Annotated in this window: 24 protein-coding genes; 9 read left to right on the plus strand and 15 right to left on the minus strand. The window is 71.1% G+C overall.

Annotated features, from left to right (window positions below):
• Nucleotides 1–24: 24 nt before the first annotated feature.
• Together C4V41_RS00840 and C4V41_RS00845 are read left to right on the plus strand one after the other, a co-directional pair.
• Complete coding sequence (locus C4V41_RS00840) at nt 25–1,557, plus strand: glycoside hydrolase family 3 protein (RefSeq protein ID WP_103953771.1); 1,533 nt, start codon at nt 25–27, stop codon at nt 1,555–1,557.
• A 3-nt stretch (nt 1,558–1,560) separates the two neighbouring features.
• On the plus strand, nt 1,561–2,232 hold the full coding sequence (locus tag C4V41_RS00845; RefSeq protein WP_103953772.1) for a pentapeptide repeat-containing protein: 672 nt from the start codon (nt 1,561–1,563) through the stop codon (nt 2,230–2,232).
• A gap of 76 nt (nt 2,233–2,308) precedes the next feature.
• Here the strand turns inward: C4V41_RS00845 and C4V41_RS00850 are convergent, their stop codons facing one another.
• Genes C4V41_RS00850 through C4V41_RS00865 form a run of 4 tightly spaced genes read right to left on the minus strand, consistent with a single transcriptional unit; the run spans nt 2,309 to nt 5,539 of the window.
• Nucleotides 2,309–3,334, minus strand: a complete 1,026-nt coding sequence (locus C4V41_RS00850) for an NAD(P)H-dependent flavin oxidoreductase (RefSeq protein WP_103953773.1) — start codon at nt 3,332–3,334, stop codon at nt 2,309–2,311.
• Nucleotides 3,331–4,053, minus strand: coding sequence for a CoA-transferase subunit beta (locus C4V41_RS00855; RefSeq protein ID WP_103953774.1), 723 nt, complete (start codon nt 4,051–4,053; stop codon nt 3,331–3,333). The genes C4V41_RS00850 and C4V41_RS00855 overlap by 4 nt, the downstream gene beginning before the upstream one ends.
• On the minus strand, nt 4,050–4,805 hold the full coding sequence (locus C4V41_RS00860; protein WP_407669923.1) for a CoA transferase subunit A: 756 nt from the start codon (nt 4,803–4,805) through the stop codon (nt 4,050–4,052). The genes C4V41_RS00855 and C4V41_RS00860 overlap by 4 nt, the downstream gene beginning before the upstream one ends.
• 5 nt (nt 4,806–4,810) lie before the next feature.
• Nucleotides 4,811–5,539 (minus strand): enoyl-CoA hydratase family protein, encoded by a 729-nt coding sequence (locus C4V41_RS00865; RefSeq protein WP_103953775.1) that lies wholly within the window; start codon nt 5,537–5,539, stop codon nt 4,811–4,813.
• A 46-nt stretch (nt 5,540–5,585) separates the two neighbouring features.
• Here C4V41_RS00865 and C4V41_RS00870 point away from each other — a divergent pair, with 46 nt between their 5' ends.
• Together C4V41_RS00870 and C4V41_RS00875 are read left to right on the plus strand one after the other, a co-directional pair.
• Nucleotides 5,586–6,314, plus strand: coding sequence for an SDR family oxidoreductase (locus C4V41_RS00870; protein ID WP_103953776.1), 729 nt, complete (start codon nt 5,586–5,588; stop codon nt 6,312–6,314).
• 31 nt (nt 6,315–6,345) lie between these two features.
• On the plus strand, nt 6,346–7,248 hold the full coding sequence (locus C4V41_RS00875; RefSeq protein ID WP_103953777.1) for an SDR family oxidoreductase: 903 nt from the start codon (nt 6,346–6,348) through the stop codon (nt 7,246–7,248).
• Here C4V41_RS00875 and C4V41_RS00880 read toward each other — a convergent pair whose 3' ends face one another.
• The 3 genes from C4V41_RS00880 to C4V41_RS00890 are packed head-to-tail and all read right to left on the minus strand — an operon-like array spanning nt 7,249 to nt 9,494.
• Complete coding sequence (locus C4V41_RS00880) at nt 7,249–8,316, minus strand: hypothetical protein (protein ID WP_103953778.1); 1,068 nt, start codon at nt 8,314–8,316, stop codon at nt 7,249–7,251.
• Nucleotides 8,313–8,798, minus strand: a complete 486-nt coding sequence (locus C4V41_RS00885; RefSeq protein WP_103953779.1) for a SigE family RNA polymerase sigma factor — start codon at nt 8,796–8,798, stop codon at nt 8,313–8,315. Before C4V41_RS00885 ends, C4V41_RS00880 begins: the two co-directional genes overlap by 4 nt.
• A 42-nt stretch (nt 8,799–8,840) precedes the next feature.
• Nucleotides 8,841–9,494 carry an NIPSNAP family protein gene (locus C4V41_RS00890; protein WP_103953780.1) on the minus strand — a complete coding sequence of 218 codons (654 nt, stop codon included), beginning with the start codon at nt 9,492–9,494 and terminating at the stop codon, nt 8,841–8,843.
• A 216-nt stretch (nt 9,495–9,710) separates the two neighbouring features.
• On the opposite strand from C4V41_RS00890, the gene C4V41_RS00895 reads away from it, so the two are divergent.
• Genes C4V41_RS00895 through C4V41_RS00905 form a run of 3 tightly spaced genes read left to right on the plus strand, consistent with a single transcriptional unit; the run spans nt 9,711 to nt 11,162 of the window.
• The gene (locus C4V41_RS00895; RefSeq protein WP_103953781.1) at nt 9,711–9,998 is read left to right on the plus strand and encodes a hypothetical protein; all 288 of its coding nucleotides are present in this window, start codon (nt 9,711–9,713) and stop codon (nt 9,996–9,998) included.
• A 31-nt stretch (nt 9,999–10,029) separates the two neighbouring features.
• Entirely contained in the window at nt 10,030–10,287 is a 258-nt protein-coding gene (locus C4V41_RS00900; protein ID WP_103953782.1) for a hypothetical protein, read from the plus strand.
• Nucleotides 10,288–10,346: 59 nt separating this feature from the next.
• Nucleotides 10,347–11,162: an ATP-grasp domain-containing protein gene (locus C4V41_RS00905; RefSeq protein ID WP_103953783.1), complete on the plus strand. Its 816-nt coding sequence runs from the start codon at nt 10,347–10,349 to the stop codon at nt 11,160–11,162.
• On the opposite strand, the gene C4V41_RS00910 is transcribed toward C4V41_RS00905, so the two are convergent.
• The 8 genes from C4V41_RS00910 to C4V41_RS00945 form a co-directional block, all read right to left on the minus strand.
• Complete coding sequence (locus C4V41_RS00910; protein WP_103954664.1) at nt 11,163–11,909, minus strand: SDR family oxidoreductase; 747 nt, start codon at nt 11,907–11,909, stop codon at nt 11,163–11,165. It lies immediately after the preceding gene.
• A gap of 34 nt (nt 11,910–11,943) precedes the next feature.
• The gene (locus C4V41_RS00915; RefSeq protein ID WP_200823670.1) at nt 11,944–13,149 is read right to left on the minus strand and encodes an ATP-grasp domain-containing protein; all 1,206 of its coding nucleotides are present in this window, start codon (nt 13,147–13,149) and stop codon (nt 11,944–11,946) included.
• 24 nt (nt 13,150–13,173) lie between these two features.
• The gene (locus C4V41_RS00920) at nt 13,174–14,469 is read right to left on the minus strand and encodes a DUF2252 domain-containing protein (protein WP_103953784.1); all 1,296 of its coding nucleotides are present in this window, start codon (nt 14,467–14,469) and stop codon (nt 13,174–13,176) included.
• Nucleotides 14,470–14,573: 104 nt separating this feature from the next.
• Nucleotides 14,574–14,960, minus strand: a complete 387-nt coding sequence (locus C4V41_RS00925) for a hypothetical protein (RefSeq protein ID WP_146103485.1) — start codon at nt 14,958–14,960, stop codon at nt 14,574–14,576.
• Nucleotides 14,923–15,279: a PadR family transcriptional regulator gene (locus C4V41_RS00930; protein ID WP_235029838.1), complete on the minus strand. Its 357-nt coding sequence runs from the start codon at nt 15,277–15,279 to the stop codon at nt 14,923–14,925. Before C4V41_RS00930 ends, C4V41_RS00925 begins: the two co-directional genes overlap by 38 nt.
• 32 nt (nt 15,280–15,311) lie before the next feature.
• Nucleotides 15,312–16,085 (minus strand): SDR family oxidoreductase, encoded by a 774-nt coding sequence (locus C4V41_RS00935; protein ID WP_103953786.1) that lies wholly within the window; start codon nt 16,083–16,085, stop codon nt 15,312–15,314.
• A 13-nt stretch (nt 16,086–16,098) separates the two neighbouring features.
• Complete coding sequence (locus C4V41_RS00940) at nt 16,099–17,220, minus strand: acyl-CoA dehydrogenase family protein (RefSeq protein WP_103953787.1); 1,122 nt, start codon at nt 17,218–17,220, stop codon at nt 16,099–16,101.
• A complete protein-coding gene (locus tag C4V41_RS00945) occupies nt 17,207–17,728 on the minus strand; it encodes a flavin reductase family protein (RefSeq protein ID WP_103953788.1) in 522 nt (173 codons plus the stop codon). Before C4V41_RS00945 ends, C4V41_RS00940 begins: the two co-directional genes overlap by 14 nt.
• A gap of 245 nt (nt 17,729–17,973) precedes the next feature.
• Between C4V41_RS00945 and C4V41_RS00950 the strand changes: the two genes are divergently transcribed.
• Both C4V41_RS00950 and C4V41_RS00955 read left to right on the plus strand, forming a co-directional pair.
• On the plus strand, nt 17,974–19,122 hold the full coding sequence (locus C4V41_RS00950; RefSeq protein WP_103953789.1) for a thiolase C-terminal domain-containing protein: 1,149 nt from the start codon (nt 17,974–17,976) through the stop codon (nt 19,120–19,122).
• Entirely contained in the window at nt 19,122–19,571 is a 450-nt protein-coding gene (locus tag C4V41_RS00955; RefSeq protein ID WP_235029839.1) for a Zn-ribbon domain-containing OB-fold protein, read from the plus strand. The genes C4V41_RS00950 and C4V41_RS00955 overlap by 1 nt, the downstream gene beginning before the upstream one ends.
• The last annotated feature ends 68 nt before the right edge of the window (nt 19,572–19,639 follow it).

A 19,639-nucleotide genomic window follows, 5' to 3' on the forward strand; every position in this document is an offset into this window, starting at 1 on the left:
AACTTTCCTATTAGATTTCTGGACATGTCCCTGAGCGGTGACCTGCTTCGCCTCGCCGACGCGGTCCTCCTACCCGGCTTCACCGGCCACGCCCCGCCCGACTGGATCCGGCGCCGGCTCGGCGCGGGCCTGGGCGGTGTGGTGCTGTTCACCCGCAACATCGCGGACCCCGCCCAGGTGGCCCGGCTGACCGCCGCGTTGCGCGCGGAGAACCCCGCCGTCCTCGTCGGCATCGACGAGGAGTCGGGCGAGGTCACGCGGCTGGAGGTGGCGACGGGCAGCAGCAGGCCCGGCGGGTACGCGCTCGGCGTCGTGGACGACGTGGACCTGACCGAGTCCCTCGCCAGGGACCTCGGCGGCGACCTGGCCAGGGCGGGCATCACCATCGACTTCGCCCCCTCGGCCGACGTGAACTCCAACCCGGACAACCCGGTCATCGGCCTGCGGTCCTTCGGCGCCGACCCGGCGCTGGTCGCCCGGCACACCAGGGCGTTCGTGCGCGGCATGCAGTCGGCCGGCGTGGCCGCCTGCGTCAAGCACTTCCCCGGGCACGGGGACACCTCGGTGGACTCCCACCACGGGGTCCCGGTCGTGGCCGAGCAGGGGGTCGAGGAGGCACTCCGCCCTTTCCGCGAGGCGATCGAGGAGGGCGTCAAGGCCGTCATGACCGGTCACCTCCTCGTGCCCTCGTACGACGCCGAGCGGCCCGCCACGCTCAGCCCCAAGGTGCTCACCGGGCTGCTGCGGGAGGAGCTCGGGTTCGACGGGATGATCGTCACTGACGGCATCGAGATGACCGCGGTGTCGGGGGCGTACGGGATCGGGGGCGCCTCCGCCCGCGCCATAGCCGCCGGAGCCGACGCGATCTGCGTCGGCGGCGAGCACGCCGACGAGGCGACCGCCGCCGGGATCCGCGACGCGATCGCCACGGCGGTGACCGAAGGACTGCTGCCCGAGGAAAGACTGGCCGACGCCGCTCGCAGGGTCCGCGAGCTGGCCGCCTGGTCGGTCTCCTCGGGCGGCATCGACATCACGCCCGCGAACTCGGGCGGCGTCGCGTCGGCGGCTTCGGGCGGCGTCGAGTTCGCGAACGGCCACCTCGGGCTGGCCGCGGCGCGGCGCGCGATCCGCGTCACCCGCCGCTCCACCGCCCCCGTCCTGCCGCTGGCCGGGCCCGCGCACGTGGTCGAGCTGACCCCGCAGATGAACCTGGCCATCGACGGGAACACCCCGTGGGGCGTGGGCGAGCCCCTCCGCGCCCTGCTGCCCGGCACCACCGTCACCCGCCTGGCGGCCGGGGAGGCGAGCGGGCCCGTCCTCGAACGCCTGATCGTCCGGGCGGCCGGCCACCCCCTGGTCGTCGTCGTCCGTGACGTCCACCGCTACGCCTGGCAGTCGGAGGCCCTGCGGCACCTGCTCAGCGCCCGGCCGGACGCCGTCGTGGTGGAGATGGGCCTGCCCGCCCGCTCGGACGTCGGCGCCGTGCACATCGCCACGTACGGCTCCGCGCGCGTCTGCGGGCAGGCGGCGGCGGAGGTGCTGACCGGTACCCTGTGACCCGTGGACTTCGACGGTGAGGATCTTTCACACAAGGCGCTCGGCGACCGGCTCCCGTCCGGGGAGACGCACGTCTTCCGCGAGTGCGACCTGACGGAGGCCGACCTGTGGGGCGCCTCGCTGGCGGGGGCCCGGTTCGAGTCCTGCGTCCTGGAGCAGACCGACTTCCGCAAGGCCGACCTCGACGGGGCCGTCTTCACCGGCGGCGGCGGAATGCGCACCCGCTTCAACGACGCCGACCTGATCGACGTGACGTTCACGGACGTCGACCTGTCCTCGGCCCAGTTCGGCGGCGCGCTGGTGACGGACGTCTCCTTCACCGGCTGCCGGATGATCGGCGCCGCGCTCACGGGCTCCCGGGGCACCGGCTTCAAGGTCGCCCGCTCCAACCTCACCCTGGCCAACCTCGGCGGCTGCTCCCTGCGCGGCGAGCACATCGAGGGCGTGCGCTTCGACGACGCCGACCTGTCGGGGTGCGACTTCACCGAGGCCACGCTGTCCGACTGCCGCCTGATCGGCACCCGGCTGCTCAACACGAAGTTCGCCAAGGCCGACCTGCGCGGCGCCGACCTGGGCCAGCCTGACGACTCCAAGGTGCGCGCCTTCGCCGGCGCGATCATCAACCAGACCCAGGCCAACGCCATCCTCGCCGCCCGCGGCATCACCGTTCTCTAGGACGCCGGGCCCGTTCTCGGCTCCGCGCACTTCGGAGGGCTCCGCGCACTCCGGAGGAAGGAGAGGGGACACGAGGCTAGGGGGCCAGGCGGGCCAGGGTGGTGTTCGCCTCGTCCATGACGCGTTCGATGAGCTCCCGGCAGGTCGGCAGGTCGTCGAGTACGCCGACCACCTGCCCGGAGGCCATCACCCCCAGGTCCACCCGCCCATCGACCATGGCGGCGCGCAGCAGCACGGGCGTGTTGGCCGCCTGGAGCACCTGGGCCCAGGTCAGCCCCCGCCCCCGCCGCATCCGGCGGCCCTCGCGGAACATCTGACCCCACGACAGGCCCGACAGCCGCTTGAACCGGGCCCCGTTCACCACCGCGCGCACCAGCCGCGAGCGTTCGAGCGAGGTCACGAACGGCGTGCTGAGCACCCGGTGCGGCACCCCGTCCACGTTGCTGGTCACCACGGTCTCCCTGGCCGCCAGGTAGAACTTCTTCACCTCGTCGGGCACCGGGGAGTCGCTGGTCAGCAGGAACCGCGTCCCCATGGCGATCCCGCAGGCCCCGTAGGCCAGCGCCGCCACCAGCCCCCGCCCGTCGAAGAACCCGCCGGCCGCGATCACCGGAATGTCCACCGCGTCCACGACCTGCGGCAGCAGCAGCGTGGTGGCGACGGGCCCGGTGTGGCCACCGCCCTCGCCACCCTGGACGATCACCGCGTCCACGCCCCACCCGGCCACCTTCTCCGCGTGCCGCCGCGCGCCCACCGAGGGGATCGTCACCACCCCGGCGTCCTTGAGCCTGGCGATCAGCTCCCGCCGTGGCGCCAGGGCGAACGACGCCACCCGTACGCCCTCCCTGACCAGCACCTCCACCCGGTCGGCGGCGTCGTCGGCGTCGGAGCGGATGTTCACGCCGAACGGCGCGTCCGTGCGCTCCTTCACCCGCCGGATGGCCGCCTCCATCTCGGGCAGCGACATGGTGGCGGCCCCGATGACGCCCAGCCCGCCGGCCTGGGAGGTGGCCGCCGCCAGCCGGGCGCCCGCGACGTACCCCATGCCGGTCTGGACGATCGGATGGCGGCAGCCGGTCAGGTCGGTGAGCGCGGTTCTCACGCCGGCACCTCGCGGTCGCGTACGCGACCGGGGTCGAGCCGGTCGAGGACGGCGAGCTCCTGCGCGGTCGGCTCGCGGGTCTGGGGGATATTTCCGGAAATGTCGCCTAAAGCGAACCCGGTCGCCGCCACCACGTCGTCCACGGTCACCCCCGGGTGCACCGACACCAGCCGCATCGCCCCATCAGCGGTACGAAAGTCCAGCACCGCCAGATTCGTGACCACCCGGCGCAGCTCGAAGGCCCCCCGATCCGTCCCGAGCCCGCTCACCATGTCCACCGCGTCCACGAACACCCGGGGCGAGTGCCGGGGGATCCAGTAGCTCGTCGGATCGCACCGCGTGTTCCCCGGCGCCCCCCGCACCCCCAGCAACTGGGCCTTCGGCCGGGCCCAGTCGCCGATGCAGGAGATGTTCGTGTTGCCGTACCGGTCGATCTGGCCGGCCCCGAGCATGACGTGCCGCCGCCCGTTCAGCACCAGCCACAGGTGCTCGCGGAACGGCAGCCAGCCCTCCACCACCTCGGGAGCCTCACCCAGCGCGGGCACGTCGCCGGTGAGCAGGCAGACACCGTCGTTCGTGATCAGGTCGGGCTCGAACGTCAGCCGCGCCAGCCGCGCCGCCAGCACCGTGACGGCTCCGCCGATCCCGGCCGCGAGGATCTCCCCATCGCCCCTGAACGCCTCCGCGCACGCCACCACGCAGACGTCGGCCCTGCTCATCGGGCCTCCTCCACGTAACGCCGCTGCGCCGCCTCGTCCCGCCCGTAGTCGGGCTCGCACGAGGTGAAGCCCGCCCCGCCCGGCGCCTCCACCACGCCGGCCACCATCGACCGGCTGATCAGCAACGACTGGACCGGCCCCTCCTTGAGCAGGTCGGCCGTGTCCACCACCCGCTCGCACGACACGTAACACCGCGCCGCCGCCTTCGCGTAGAGATCGTCGAAGTACGGGTCTGGCCCCAGGTACTGGGCGTTGCCCCGGGCGTCGGCCCGGTTCAGGTGGACGAGCGCCACGTCCATGGTCAACGCCGGCACCGCCACCAGCTCCTCCCCGTCCTCGTACGGCGACCGCACCGTCCGCAGCCCCGGATTGACCCGCATGACGTCCGACCCCAGCCCCGCCCGCGTCGGCAGGAACGGCAACCGGTGCGCCGCGGCCAGCAGCCCGAACATGAACATGCCCTCGTCGTACTCCACGAACTCGATCTCTCCGGCCTGCCGGGCCCGCCTGAAGTGCGGCTCCAGCGGGATGGTGTCGAGCGTGACGAACGGCGCCACGACTTTGCGCACCTTCCGGGCCGCGCAGAGCAGGCCGACGTCGGGACCGCCGTACGAGACGACCGTGAGGCCGGTGGCGGGGGAGCGGAGCAGCGCGTGGACGAGGGCCATCGGCTTGCGGCGCGAGCCCCAGCCGCCGATCCCGACCGTCATCCCGCTCTCCACCGACGCGGCGACCTCGTCGGCCGACATCATCTTGCTCACGTGAACTTCTCCCGGTGCCGGTCGCCGATGCCCATCAGGTTGAGCTCGAAGGTGAAGCCCTGCTCGAAGCGGTAGCTGCGGTGTACATCCACGGGGTCGATGCCGTTGAGCGACTCCTTGGCGCGGCGGATGACGTACGGATCCTTGGCGGCGATCCGATCCGCGACCTCCATGGCGGCGTCGCGCAGCTTGCCTGCCGGCACGACCTCCAGCACCGACCCGAACGCGTGCAACTCGGCCGCCGTCACGTTCCTGCAGGTGTAGACCATGGCCCGCATGAGGTGCTGCGGCACCAGCCGGGCCAGGTGCGTGGCGGCTCCCAGCGCGCCCCGGTCCACCTCGGGCAGCCCGAAGTACGCGTCCTCGCTCGCCACCACCACGTCGGCGTTCCCGGCCAGCCCGACGCCGCCGCCCAGGCAGAAGCCGTGCACCGCCGCGATCACCGGCACCGCGCACTCGTACACCGCCGCGAACGCCGCGTAACAGGCCCGGTTGGCGCCGACCAGCGCCGTGAACCCCGTGTCCGCCCGCATCTCCTTGATGTCGACCCCGGCGTTGAACCCGCGCCCTTCGGCCCGCAGCACGACCACCCTGGTCTCGGCGTCGTCACCTGCCGCGAGGAGGGTTCGCGCCAGTTCCTCCCAGCCCCGCACGGTCAGCGCGTTCACCGGCGGCACGTCCACGACGATCTCGGCGACCGGGCCCTTGCGCAGCGTGATCCCCATCCGACTCCCTAGGTGCACCTAACGCTTGCTTGGTACGGTAGCACCCGTGACCGTCACTTACGACTACACGGGCAGGTCCGTCCTGGTGACGGGCGGCACCAGGGGCATCGGCGCCGGCATCGCCAGGGCCTTCCACGAGGCGGGCGCCGAGGTCACCGTCTGCGCCCGCACGCCGCCAACGGCCGGTGAGTTCCGTTTCGTCCAGGCGGACGTGCGCGACCCCGGGGACGTCGAACGGCTGATCGCCGGGCTCGGCCGCCTCGACGTGGTCGTCAACAACGCGGGCGGCTCCCCGCCGGCCCCGCTGGCGGGCACGTCGCCGCGCCTGCACGCCCGCGTCATCGAGCTGAACCTGACGGCCCCGCTCCTGGTCTCCCAGGCCGCGCACCCGCTGCTCGCCGCCACCGGAGGGGCGATCGTGATGATCGGCAGCTCCAGCGGCGCCCGCCCCTCGCCCGGCACCGCCGCCTACGGCGCCGCCAAGGCCGGCCTGCACCACCTGGCCCGCTGCCTGGCCGCCGAGTGGGCCCCGGACGTCCGGGTCAACACCGTCGTGGTCGGCCTGGCCGCGACCGAGGACACCACCGCCCATTACGGCGGCAAGGACCTCGACGGCAAGGCCATCCCGGCCGGTCGCATGGCGACCCCCGCCGACGTGGCCGCCGCCTGTCTGTGGCTGGCCGCCCCCGGCTACGTGACCGGCGCCGAGGTACGGGTGGACGGCGGCGGCGAGGTGCCCGCCTGGCGGCACCTGGTCACGGGCGACATTTCCTGATATCTGTGCTTGATCCTTCCGGGAGGTCTGTGTGGGAATCTGTGCCGGCCGAGTCGTGGTCGTGACGGGCGCCGGTCGCGGCATCGGCAGAGAGCACGCCCTGGAGTTCGCCAGACAGGGCGCCCGCGTCGTCGTGAACGACCTCGGCACCGGCCCCGGCGGCGAGGGCAGGTCCGGCGACACCGCGCTCGACGTGGCCGGGGAGATCCAGGAACTCGGTGGCCAGGCCGTGGCCAGCAGCGACGACGTGTCCGACTGGGACGGCGCGGCGCGGCTGGTCAAGACCGCCGTCAGCGCGTACGGCCGGCTCGACGTGCTGGTCAACAACGCCGGCTTCGTCAGGGACCGGATGCTCGTCTCGATGACCGAGCAGGAGTGGGACGACGTCGTCCGCGTCCACCTCAAGGGCCACTTCCTGCCGCTGCGCCACGCGGCGGCGTACTGGCGGGAGCGGTCGAAGGCCGGCGACCGGGTCACAGGCCGGGTGATCAACACCTCGTCGGGCGCGGGCCTGCTGGGCAGCGTCGGCCAGGGCAACTACGCGGCGGCCAAGGCGGGCATCGCCGCGCTGACCCAGGTGGCCGCCGCCGAGCTGGCCAGGTACGGCGTCACCGTCAACGCCATCGCCCCCGCGGCTCGCACGCGGATGACGGAACAGGTGTTCGCCGCCACCATGGCCAGACCCGAGTCCGGCTTCGACCTCATGCATCCCGCGAACGTCGCCCCGCTCGTCGTCTGGCTCGGCTCCGAGGAGTCGGCCCACGTGACGGGGCGGGTGTTCGAGGTGGAGGGCGGCACGATCGCGCTGGCCACCGGCTGGCGCCACGGCCCGAAGGTGGACCGCGGTGCCCGCTGGGACCCGGCCGAGGTCGGCGAGGCCGTCACCGGCCTTCTGGCCACCGCCCCGCCCCCGGAACCGGTCTACGGCACCTGATCACCGCACGACCCCCGGCAGCACCATGACGCCGTCCCCGCGAATCGCGAACATCTCACTGCTCACCCCCGTCCGCACGTCAACGGCGTAGACCGCGGCCGGGACGCCGTCGCGCACCCGCTCCGGCACGGCGATCACCATCACCTGGTGCTCGCTCACCCACGCCCCCAGCCATGCCGGGTTCAGGCCCTCGCGCAGGCCGGTGACCCGGACTCGCGCCTTCTCCTGGCCGCCTCGCAGGACGTCGATGGTGGCGATCGAGTCGATCTCTCGCGGTCGCTGGTTCGTGTCGCCGGTCAGCCGGGCCAGGCTGCGCCCGTCGGACGCCAGCGGGCTGAAGTCGTAGGCGAAGTCCTGGATGGTGAAGGGCTTCCGCCCGAGCACCCACACCTGGGTGATCTTGTCGTACGGCTTGACCAGCACCACGGGCCCGTTCCCGTCGGCCACGCTCACCGGGAACCAGCCCTTCTTGAGCTCGGACGAGGTGCCGCGCTCGACGTCAACCAGCAGGTTGGGCTCTTTCCGCCCGCCCCACCCGGACACGATGAAGCGCAGCCCGCTGGGCGACAGCCGCAGCGCGTATTCACCCTCGAACGCCTTCTCGGGCTCGTCGATCGGAGCCTTCCAGATCTTCCCGCCGGCCAGGTCGCGGATCAGGATCGTGCCCTGCTTCGCGCTGAAGTAGCCGATCCGCCTGCCGTCCGGAGTCACCGCGACCGGCCCCGGATCGGCGTCGAACGTGTAGACGGCGCCGTCCCGGGCCACCAGCCGCCATTCACGGCGCTCACACGGGCTCTCACACGGTTCCTGATAGAGCTGCTCCACCGGCGCGACCCCCTTCGCGGGCAGCGGCACCGCCTTGACGTCCGGCGGCGTGAGCACGACCGGCGGCTCGTAGGACCGGAACAGCGCCGCGGAGCCGGCCGCGATCAGGCAGACCACGGCGGCGGCGACCCCGGCCAGCCGCGCCGACCGCCGTCTGCGCGCCCCCTGGACCGCGCGCGCGGCCAGGTCGACGTCCGGCGCCTGCGCGGCCAGGTCCCGCAGGTCGTCACGTAGCGTGTTCATCGGTACGCCTCCTGCGGGTCGAGCGCGCGCAGCTTCGACAGCGCGTAATGGGTCTGGCTCTTCACCGTCCCGAGGGAAACGCCCATGAGCTGGGCGGTCTCGGCCTCGGTGCGGTCCTCGTAGAAACGCAGCACGATCACGGCCCGCTGCTTCGGCGTGAGCCGGCCGAGCGCCTGGCGCAGGGCGAGGCGGCGCAGGGTCGCCTCGTCGTGCGAGTGCCCCCTTTCCGGCGGCTCGACGCCGGGCAGCTCGACCTGTTTGCGCCTGCGCCAGGAGATGGTCTGGTTCACCAGGGCCTTGCGGGCGTACGCCTCGGGGTTGCCGTTCCTGGCGAGCTTGGCCCAGTGGGAGGCGACGCGGGTGAGGACCGTCTGCAACAGGTCCTCGGCGAGGTGGGCGTTCCCGGTGAGCAGGTACGCGGTCCGCATCAGCGATTGCTGGCGGTCGCGTACGAACTCGTGGAACCCCTCATAACGGTCCATGTACTGAAACAACTCCGCCGAGGGGTCCAGGGTTGGAAAACCTCATCGTAGAGAAGAGCGCGCCGTCGGCCGCAGCCGGAGCCGCTCCGGGGCGGCGGTGAGGAGGGGGTCGAGGAACGGCAGGTCCACCTCCCGTTCCTCCTCGGGCGTGTCGAAGCGGGCGAACCACACGAACACGTTCTCCCCGGTCCGTACGGGTAGGCGCGGGAAATCGTTCTCCGCGTGCTCGCTCTCCAGGCAGGCGACGGGCGGCACCCCGGCCTCGGTCAGCACCGGCACGGCCTTCCCGGCGAAGAGCTCGGCGAAGCCGTCCTCGACGTGGTAGATCGTGGCGACGTACAACGCCGGAGGTCCGGCGGTCGCGCCCACCGGCGGGCGGTCCCACGACGGGAACTCCGGGCCCGCCGGGCGCAGCAGGAGCACGTCGTCGGAGTCGATCATGGTGGCGTTGGCCGCGTCGCGGTTGGCCTGCCACACCGGCCCGCCGTAGAAGGCGGTCAGCGCGGCCCGGCGGGACGGCATGTCGGGGAAGGCGCGCAGCCAGGTGAAGGTGTCGGGGGCGTCGGGATCACGGAACGAACCGGTGACGCGCATGCCGGTCGCCTCCTGCCCCTCGACGAACTCCCGCTCGAACAACTCGATGAGCGTGTCCCGCCGTCCGGGGTGGAGCGTGTAACGCCGCAGCTCGTAGATCATGCGCGGCAGGTTAGGCCCGTGTCACTGACACCTCATGTCAGCGTTCGAATCGAACAATATTCCAACTACGGAGAGCTATCGAAAGGCAACGCATAGTTATATGCTCGCATTGACCTTGATCTCCTGGGGTCAAGGAAGGTCAAAGGGGAGGGTGGTGCGCTATGGGCCCTGGCGCCTCCGTCCCGGAGGGCTTCCCTATGGGCGAAGGAGCAGAACGTGATCAGAAGGGTGTGCGCCGCCGCGGCCGTGTTTGTCATGGCCGGCGGCGGCGCACTGCTAGCAGTCCCCGCTCACGCTGACGACGACTGGTTCGGTCCCCTGCCCGGTGGCAACTGGGCGACGAACCGGAGCAGCAACAGCGACTCGTTCCAGTCAGGAAACAACTTCGGTGACGTCCTCGCCGGAAACCACGGCGAGGGTCGTTCGACCAACGTCAACAACATCAACGGCATCGCCCCGACCGCCACGAACGGCGGGATCACGGTGACGTACATCTTCGACTGACCGGCTGACCACCGGAAACGAAAGGACTCGCATGATGAGGAAGATCTGCGTGACGGGCATCATCGCCGCCGCGGCCGGGCTGACCCTGCTGTCGGCCCCCGCCTACGCCGACACCAACGCCGGCAACTCCAGCTCCAACAACGACTCCTCGCAGTCGGGCAACAACTTCGGCAACGTCGTCAACGCCAACGTGAGCGGGCACGGCGCGACCGGGGTCAACAACGTCAACGGCAACACCGTGACCGCCACCAACGGCAGTGACGTGGTCGTCGACGACGTTCACGACTAGAAGACGCAGCGCGAGCCGGGTCCGGAATAGCCCGGCTCGCGCCGTATTAGCATCCATGCGTGACTATCTGTGCCTATGCCACTTTTGAAGACCCCGAAAACAGCGACGACGAGCGTGACGTGGTGCTGGCGGCCTGGCGGGAGGCCGGCATCGAGGGGCGCGCCGAGCGCTGGGACGATCCGGCCGTCGACTGGAGCGCCTACGACGCCGTGGTCGTCCGCTCGGTCTGGGACTACATCCTGCGGCGGGAGGAGTTCCTGACGTGGGCGCGCGGCGTGGAGTCCGTCACGAGGCTGCTCAACCCCCGCGCCGTACTCGAATCCAACACCGACAAGACCTACCTGCGGGATCTGGGCGTGCCCATCGTGCCGACCCACTGGTCGTCCGAGGGGCTGCCGGACTGGCCGGAATACGTGGTCAAGCCGTCGATCTCCGCCGGTGCCCGCGACACCACCAGGACCACCGGCCGCGCCGAGGCCGCCGCGCTGGCCGCCGCCCTTGAGGCCGCCGGGCGCACGCCGATGGTGCAGCCGTACCTCGACATGGTCGAGTCGGAGGGCGAGACCTCGCTGCTCTACTTCAACGGCCGCTTCAGTCACGCCGTCCGCCGTCACCCCATGCTCGCGCCGGGGGTGACGCCCGACGACAACGCGCGGGCCCAGCTCCGCACCCCAGCTCCGGACCAGGTCGAACTCGCCGAGAAGGTGCTCGCCGCCGTACCCCATGCCCTTCTCTACGCCAGGATCGACCTGGTCCGGCTCGCCGACGGGACGCCCGCGGTCATCGAGCTGGAGCTGACCGAGCCGTACCTCTATCTGAGCCTCGCGGAGGGGTCGGCGGCGCGCCTGGCCACGGCGCTGCGCGAGCTGCTCTGATCAGCAGGAGATCCCGCCGTCCACGGGGATGACCGCCCCGGTCAGGTACGCCCCCGCCCGCGATGACAGATAGATCGCCGCGCCCGCCATGTCCTCGGGCCGGCCGATGCGGCCCAGCGGCACGTTCGAGGCGATCATCTCCCGGGTGGCGGGGTCGCCCAGCGCGAACGCCATCATCTTCGAGTCGAACGGCCCGGGGGCGATGGCGTTGACCGTGATGTGCTCCTTGGCCAGCCGCTGGGCCAGGTGCCGGGTCAGCATGTGCACGGCCGCCTTCGTCGAGGAGTAGGCGTAGCTCTCCAGCGCGGGCACCCGGAGGCCGTCGATCGAGCCCACGTTGATCACCCGCGCCGGGTCGTCCGCGCTCGCCGCCTCCCGCAGCCGCGGCAGGAACCTCTGGGTCAGGTGGAAGACGCCTTTGACGTTGATGTTCCAGAGCTTGTCGAAGGCGCTCTCGGGATATTCCTCCAGGGGCGCGCCCCAGGTGGCACCCGCGTTGTTGACCAGCACGTGCAGCGGCCCGCCGACGGCGTCCACCAGGGCCGCGAGCCCGTCAGGCGTGGACAGGTCGGCCGGCACGGCGACGCAGCCCAGCTCGGCGGCCGTCTTCTCGACCTCGGCCGTCTTGCGGGCGGAGATGTAGACCGTCGCCCCCGCTTCGACGAACCCGGCGGCGATCATGCGGCCGATGCCCCGGGAGCCGCCGGTGACGACGACGGTCTTGCCTTCCACAGAGAACAGAGTCATGTTCTGGAAGCATGCCATACCGACCGGTCGGTTGCTAGAAACCCTCGTCCTTCACCCACAACCGCAGCAGCCCGCGGAAGTGCTCGACGAACATCTCGCGCTCCTGTGCCGGATACGTCGCGAGCACCGTCTCGACCAGCAGCCGGTCGAACTCGGGGCCCGCCACCCACTCCAGCGTGAGCTCGTCGAGATGGGCCAGGTGCTTCTGGCAGAACTCGTGGTAGCGCTCGGTCTCGAAATACTTGTCCGCCAGCCGCCGGTATGCGGCCAGCCGCTCCTCGTAGGTCCCGGTGACGGCGAAGTAGTCGTGCGTCTCCAGGTCGATCCTGGGCCGCCGCCGCGTGGCCACGCAGAACACGCTCCACTTCACCAGCGTCTTGATCGCCCAGGGGAAGTAGTAGTGCAGGCTCGTCAGTGCCACGTCGGGACAGGCGTTGGCGTAGTCGATCGGGTGCACCTCCGAGCCCTTGACCAGGGTCTCGCAGGAGTTGAACTCCCACCGGAAGAACGCGTTGACCAGCCGCCCGATCGTCACGACCTCGTCGCCGACGTCCGGCGACAGGAACGAGTGGTCGACGACGTAGCGGGCGTGCATCGGCTCCTCGGGCCTGAAGCGCATCACCATGGTCTCCGCCCCGATGGACAGCGACCTGGCGAACGCGTCGTAGCCCTGGATCGCCTGCTGGAGATGCATGAGCATCTCGCCGCTCTCGTCGTAGGCGCGGTGCAACTCGTCGCGGTCGCGTACGAGGGAGACGCCGCGCCAGGCCCCGCCGTCGTACGGCTTCATGAACAGCGGATAGCCGATGCCCTCCGCCACCTCGTCCAGGTCGAACGAGCGGTTGTAGCGGGCGGAGGTGTAGGCGTACCGGGAATTGTCGACCGGGTTCTTGTACGGCACCAGCACCGTCTCCGGCACCTTGAGCCCGAGCCGCATCATCGCGCAGTAGGCGGCGTGCTTCTCCATCGACTGGAACGTGAACGGGCTGTTGAGCAGATAGACGTCGTCCATCATGGAGATCTTCTTCAGCCACTCGCGCGGGTGGTAGTACCAGTAGGCCAGCCGGTCGATCACCAGCTCATGGCGCGGCTTGGCCCGCAGGTCGAACGGCTCTATGGTGAGCCGTTCGACGTCGAACTCGCCCACCCCCTCGATCGGCCCCAGCCGCCTTAACAAGGTCTCGAACGCCGCCGGCCAGTCCTCCTCCGTTCCGAGCAGCAGCCCGATCAGATGTCGCACGACACTCCTCCTAGCCTGGCCCGCTCACACCCCGGGAAGACGGCCGTTGCGGAACAGGTCGACGAACCGTTGATGGTCTTCACGGGCCTGTGCCCCATAACGGTGCGCGAAATCCACCAACATCCCGATGAACCCGGACCTGTCGTTTCCGATCACCGCCACGATCGCCTCCTCCGTCGAGAAGTCGACCAGGTCGTGGCTGGACTCGTCGTCGGCCACGGAGTGCATGCGCGCCACCGCCCGTCCCAGGTCCTGCACGATCGAGCGCAGCTCGTCCGGCTCGCTGACGTCGTCCCAGTCCAGGTCGGCCGAGTATGGTGACACCTCCGCCACGAGCTGTCCCACCCCGTTGAGCGTGCTGTAGCCCAGCCACGGATCGGCGTAGGCCTGCAGCGCCCGCTGCGACTCGGCCGTGCGGTGCCCCTGGTGCAGAAAGTAGGAGGCCACCTTCTCGTCGGTGACGTATTTCGCGACCGCCGGCACCGCCGCCTGCTTCATGTACAGGATGACGTCGTTCTCCAGCGCCTGGGAGTGCCCCTCCAGCAGCAGGTTGTACGAGGGCAGCCCCGCCGACCCGATCCCCACGCCCTTGCGCAGCGCCACGTCCTTGATCACGTGCTCGACCGGCAGGCCGGCCGCGGGCAGCGTCGTCAGGTAGTCCTCGAACGCGGCCAGCACGGACCGCCTGGTCGCCGTGTCCACGGGCTCGCGGCCGTCCATGAGCGCGAAGCGCCGGTCGTAGTCGGCGATGACGGTCTCGACGTTCAGCAGCGCCACCCGGGTGCTGAGCCGCGCCGTCTGGAGCACGCGGTGTAGCACGCCGGAGGTGGTGCCCAGGGTGAGCGAGCCGATGGCCTCGTCGCCGCCCGCGGCGATGCCGGCCAGCTCCACCAGGTACGCCCCGGCGAAGTCGGTGACCAGCACGCTGATGGAGTCGTCGGACAGCGCCTTGGCGTAGCCGAGCAGGGCCACGCTGGCGGCGAACCGCTTGAGGTCCCAGACGTAGGGCCCGACGTACGCCTCGTCGAAGTCGTTGACGTTGAACACCAGGACGCCGGAGGCGTTCATGTAGGTGCCGAAGTTCTCGGCGTGCAGATCGCCGTGGATCCACACCCTGCTGGTCGGGCCGTCGAGGTAGGACTCGTCGGCGAAAGGACCGGCCATGTCCGCGTAGAACAGGCAGGCGCTGCCCCGGTAGAAGGCGAACGGCGAGGCCGCCATCTTCCGGAACTTCCGCCTGAACGCGGCGGGGTCGCGCTTGATCGATTCGCCGAACTCCGACATGAGGACGTCGAGCAGGAAGGAGGAGCGTGTGCCCATGCTCCGGACACTAGATCGCGATCGTCCCGCCGCCTACCCTGATCTTTCCCCGAGCCGGTCCACCGTCGGCAAAGGGGCGGGCAGGCTTCTGAGCCCGGCCGCGATCAGCAGGCAGGCCAGGGCGGCGAGCAGCGCGCACTGCGCGGCGCCCATCGCCACGGGACCCCCTCGGGGAAGTTGGGGAGCATCGGCAGGCGCACCGCCATCAGGAGCAGCCCGGTCGCGGACATCGCCAGCGCCCATGACGGGGAGCCGCGGCGGGACAGCACGGCCACCGCGCCCGCCGCCCAGATTGCGACGGCCAGGCCGGCGAGGTCCATCCACAGGTAGAGCCAGTCCGACTCGTACAGCCGGAGCGCCAGCGCCACGTGCACCGCGCCCAGCGCCGCCTGACCGGCGGCCAGTGGTGCCAGGCGCGGCGCAGGACCGAGCGGTAGCGCTCTTCGAGCAGGCTCACGCGGCACCCCCGACGAGCCGGCGGAAGGCCGCACCGTCCGCCGTCCTGGCGCGCAGCCGGGTGGTGGCGGCGCGAGCGTTGGCGGCCATCCTGTCGGCCTCCTCGCGCAGCGCGCCGGCGCCCTCGTCGGTCAGCCGGTAGTAGCGCCGCAGGCGCCCCTGCTGCACCTCTTCGCGGTCCAGCGCCACCAGTCCCTCCGCCGAGAGCCGGTCGAGCACGCCGTAGAGCGTGCCGATCTTGAGCTGCACGCGGCCTTCGGACAACCGGTCGACCTCCTGGACGATGCCGTAGCCATGGCGCGGCTCGTCCACCAGCGCGGTCAGCGCCAGGAACATGGGCTCCGTTATATTCACACCCTCACGATATCCTGTCACTCAGGATATGGTTACGGATGCTGTGAGGAGACCGAGACGACCTCGCCCGTCATGTACGACGAATAGTCACTGGCCAGGAAGACGATCACGTTGGCCACCTCCCACGGCTCCGCCGACCGCCCGAACGCCTCCTTGGCCGCCAGCTCCGCCAGCAGCTCCTCACTGGTCACCTTCGCCAGGAACGGATGCACCGCCAGCGACGGCGCCACCGCGTTGACCCGCACGCCGTGCTCGGCCGCCTCCAGCGCCACGCACCGGGTCAGGGCCATCACCCCGGCCTTGGCCGCCGCGTAGTGCGCCTGACCGTGCTGGGCCCGCCAGCCGATCACGGAGGCGTTGTTGACGATGACGCCGGAGCCCTGGGCGATCATCTGCCGGAGCGCGGCCCTGGTGCAGCGCATGGTGCCGTTCAGGGTGACGTCGATGACCGCGTGCCACTGGTCGTCGGTCATGTCGGCCAGGGGAGACGTACCGCCGAGGCCGGCGTTGTTGACCACCACGTCGAGCCGCCCGTGCGCCTCGACCACCGCGTCGAACAGCGCCAGCACCTGCGCCTCCGACGTCACGTCGCACGGGACCGCGAGCGGCTTGACGCCGGTGAGCTCGGTCAGCTCGTCGGCGGCGGCGCTCAGGCGGCGCTCGTGGCGGTCGGAGATGACGATCGTGGCGCCCTCCTCGGCGCAGCGCTTGGCGGTGGCGTGGCCGATGCCCGCGCCGGCGGCCGCCGTCACCAGCGTCACCTTGCCGTCGAGCAGGCCGTGCGCCTTCGGGTAGGGCGGTGTCATCGATCAGCTCCGATCAGCGGGGGAGTCCCAGGGTGCGTTCGGCGATGATGTTCCGCTGGATCTCGCTGGAACCGGCGTAGATCGTGTCCGCCCGGCTGAACAGGTGGAGCCGCTGGAGGTCGTTCAGCCCGCCGTCCGCGACGAGCCCGGCCTTCCCCTGTACGGCCTGCGCCAGCTCGCCCAGCCTGCGGTGCCACTCCGACCAGTACAGCTTGGCGATCGACACCTCGGGACCCGGCTCGGGGCGCAGCATCCTGAGCGCGTTGAGCCGCATGATCTCCAGCTCCAGCCACGATCTGACCAGCCGGTCGCGCAGCACGGGATCGCGGTCCGCGCCCGTCCGCCGCGCGGTCTCGATGACCTTGGCCAGCTCCCGCCTGAACCCGATCTGCTGCCCCAGCGTGGACGCGCCGCGCTCGTAGCCCAGCGTGGCCATCGCGACCCGCCAGCCGTCGCCCGGCGCGCCGAGGATGTTGCCCGCGTCCGTCCTGGCGCCGTCGAAGAACACCTCGTTGAACTCCGACGTCCCGGTGAGCTGCACGATCGGCCGCACCGTGACGCCGGGCTGATCCATGGGCACGAGCAGGTACGACAGCCCGTGATGCCGCCGGGAGCCCGGCTCGGTCCGGCACAGGACGAAGCACCAGTCGGCCACGTGCGCCAGCGAGGTCCACACCTTCTGTCCCGTGACGACCCACGCGCCGTCGTCGAGGTGCGCCCTGGTCTGGACGTTCGCCAGGTCGGACCCGGCCTCGGGCTCGGAGTAGCCCTGGCACCACAGCTCGTCGCCGCGCTGGATCGGGGGCAGGAAACGGTCCTTCTGCTCGGCGGTGCCGAATTCGAGGATGGTCGGGCCGATCAGGCCCTCGCCGATGTGGCCCACCCGGGCGGGGGCGTCGGCCCTGGCGTACTCCTCGTGGAAGGCGACCTGGTCCTCCAGGGAGGCGGCGCGGCCGCCGTACCGCTCGGGCCAGGCCAGGCAGGTCCAGCCGGCCTTGCCGAGGTGGCGTTCCCAGTCGTGGCGCGGTTCGTGGCCCTCGTGCTCGCGCCCTGGCCCGCCGAGCCCTCTGACGTGGGCGAACTCCCCGCTCAGGCTCTCTTCCAGCCAGGCGCGCGCCTCCTCACGAAGGCTCAAAGAACCCTCCGTACCCGCCGCGGAAGAACACCAGCGGGCCGCCTTCCGCGTGGGTGTCGAGCTGCAGCACCCGGGCCACCACGATGGTGTGGTCGCCCGCCGGGTGCTCGGCCTCGACCGCGCAGTCGAGCCAGGCCAGGGCGCCCGCGAGCACCGGGTTGCCGCCGGGGGAGCCGGTCCACTCCAGGCCGGCGAACTTGTCGCCGCCCTTGGACGCCAACTGGGCGCAGACCGCCCGCTGGTCCTCGGCCAGCACGTTCACCGTGACGACCTTGGCGCCGCGCACCCGGGGCCAGCTCGTGCTGGTGTGCCCCACGCAGAACGCCACCAGCGGCGGGTCCAGCGACACCGAGGTGAAGGAGTTGGCCGCCAGGCCGCAGGGCCGCCCGTCCTCCGGGTCAACGCCCGTGATCGCCACCACGCCGGTCGCGAACCGGCCGAGCACCTGCCGGAAGCGGTGACTGTCGAGGTGGCCGTTTCCGCTGTGGGAGGAAGGGCCCGTCGGCATGGCGGCTCCGTTGCGAGTCCTGCGCGGATGGGACGCCGGAAGGCCGCGACAACCATCCGGCGCGATGAGCCGGGCGGTATGTGTGCTCATGGTCAGCCTCCTCGTCACTTACTGCCGCACGCATCTTACCAAGCGCTTGCTTGGGGTGGTAGGGGGGATCGGAAAAAGTCGCGCTTTCCGGCCGCATTTGACAGGCGCGAAGCGTGCTGCCTAACGTGACGATCGTGCCCAAGCGCTTGCTTGACATGCGGAACCGGACGGCGATCGCCGGAGTCGGCTACACCCCCTTCACCAAGGACTCCGGCGTCAGCACCCTCACGCTGGCCTGCCGCGCCGTGCTCGCCGCCCTGGAGGATGCGGGCCTGACGCCGGACGACGTGGACGGCCTGGCCACGCACCGGGTCGGCGACTCGGCGGCCCCCACGCTGGTCGCCCCGGCGCTGGGGCTGACCGACCTGTCCTGGCACCTGGACCAGTTCGGCGGCGGCAGCGTCTCCCACGCGGTGGTCGGCCAGGCCGCGCTGGCGGTGGCGGCGGGCGTGGCCGACACCGTCGTCTGCTACCGGGCCATCAACGCCCGCTCGGAGTTCCGCATGGGCGGCACCGGCCGGGGCGTGCCGGTGAGCCCGGAGGTGCAGTATCAAGCTCCGTACGGGTTCGTGGCCCCGCCGCAGCAGTACGCCATGTACGCCCGCGCCCACATGCTCCGCTACGGCACCAGGGAAGAGCACTTCGGTCGATTGGCGGTCACCCAGCGCGCCAACGCCGTCAAGAACCCCCGGGCGCTCATGCGCACCCCCATCACGCTCGACGACTACCTGGCCGGCCGATGGATCGCCGAGCCCTTCCGTCTCCTGGACTGCTGCCTGGAGACCGACGGGGCCTGCGCGGTGGTCGTCACGACGGCGGAGCGCGCCCGTTCGCTGCGCCGCCCGCCGGTGCTGATCTCGGCCGCGGCCTGGGGCGGCGGCACGTCGCATCTGTCGGGCCCGGCCGCCGACCCGACGGTGACGGCGGCCGCGGCGCTGGCGCCGCGCCTGTACGCCCAGGCCGGGCTGGGTCCCGCGGAGATCGACGTGGCCGAGCTGTACGACTGCTTCACGTACTCGGTGATCGTCCAGTTGGAGGACTACGGCTTCTGCGCCAAGGGCGAGGGCGGCCCGTACGTGGCCTCGGGCGCCACCGCGCTTGACGGCCCGCTGCCGGTCAACACGCACGGCGGCTTCCTGTCCGAGGGATACGTCCACGGCCTCAACCACATAGCCGAGGCGGTGTCCCAGCTCCGCGGCGACGCCGGGGACCGGCAGGTCAGGGGGGCCGAGGTGGCGCTCTCGACGGCTCAGCCGGGCTACATCCTGCCGGCCACGTCGGCGCTGATCCTGAGGAGGGCGTGATGGCCTATCGGCCCGAGCCCGACCGCGACTCCCGGCCCTGGTGGGAGCGGGTGGCCGGGCACGAGTTCGCGGTCCAGGAGTGCGTGACCTGCGGCACGCCGCGCTTTCCGCCGCGGGCGTTCTGCCCGGGATGCCGTACGGAGGAGTGGCGCTGGCTGGAGGTGGCGGCCGAGGGGAGGGTGGAGAGCTGGATCGTCAGCCATCAGCCGTTCCTGCCGGGGGCGCGCGAGCCATACCTAGTGGTAATGGTCAGATTGGCGGCGGTGCCCGGATGCCTGGTGTACGGGAACTGGCGCGGTGAGGGGCCGCCCGCGTACGGGCAGCGGGTGGAGGCGGCGTACACCGAGGTCGATGAAGGGGCCGGCGAGGGGCTGACGCTCGTGAACTGGAAACCGGCCGAAATCGGAAACGACCATTCCGTGGAGAATTCTCCCACTGGCCGACCTTGACCCGGAAATTGGATTGGTACCGGAAAATCCCACCAGTCCCACCATCCCGAAGGTGCCCCTAGGTTGGC

Origin of the sequence: Nonomuraea solani, from assembly GCF_900108335.1 — a bacterium.
GTDB classification, from domain to species: Bacteria; Actinomycetota; Actinomycetes; order Streptosporangiales; family Streptosporangiaceae; genus Nonomuraea; species Nonomuraea solani.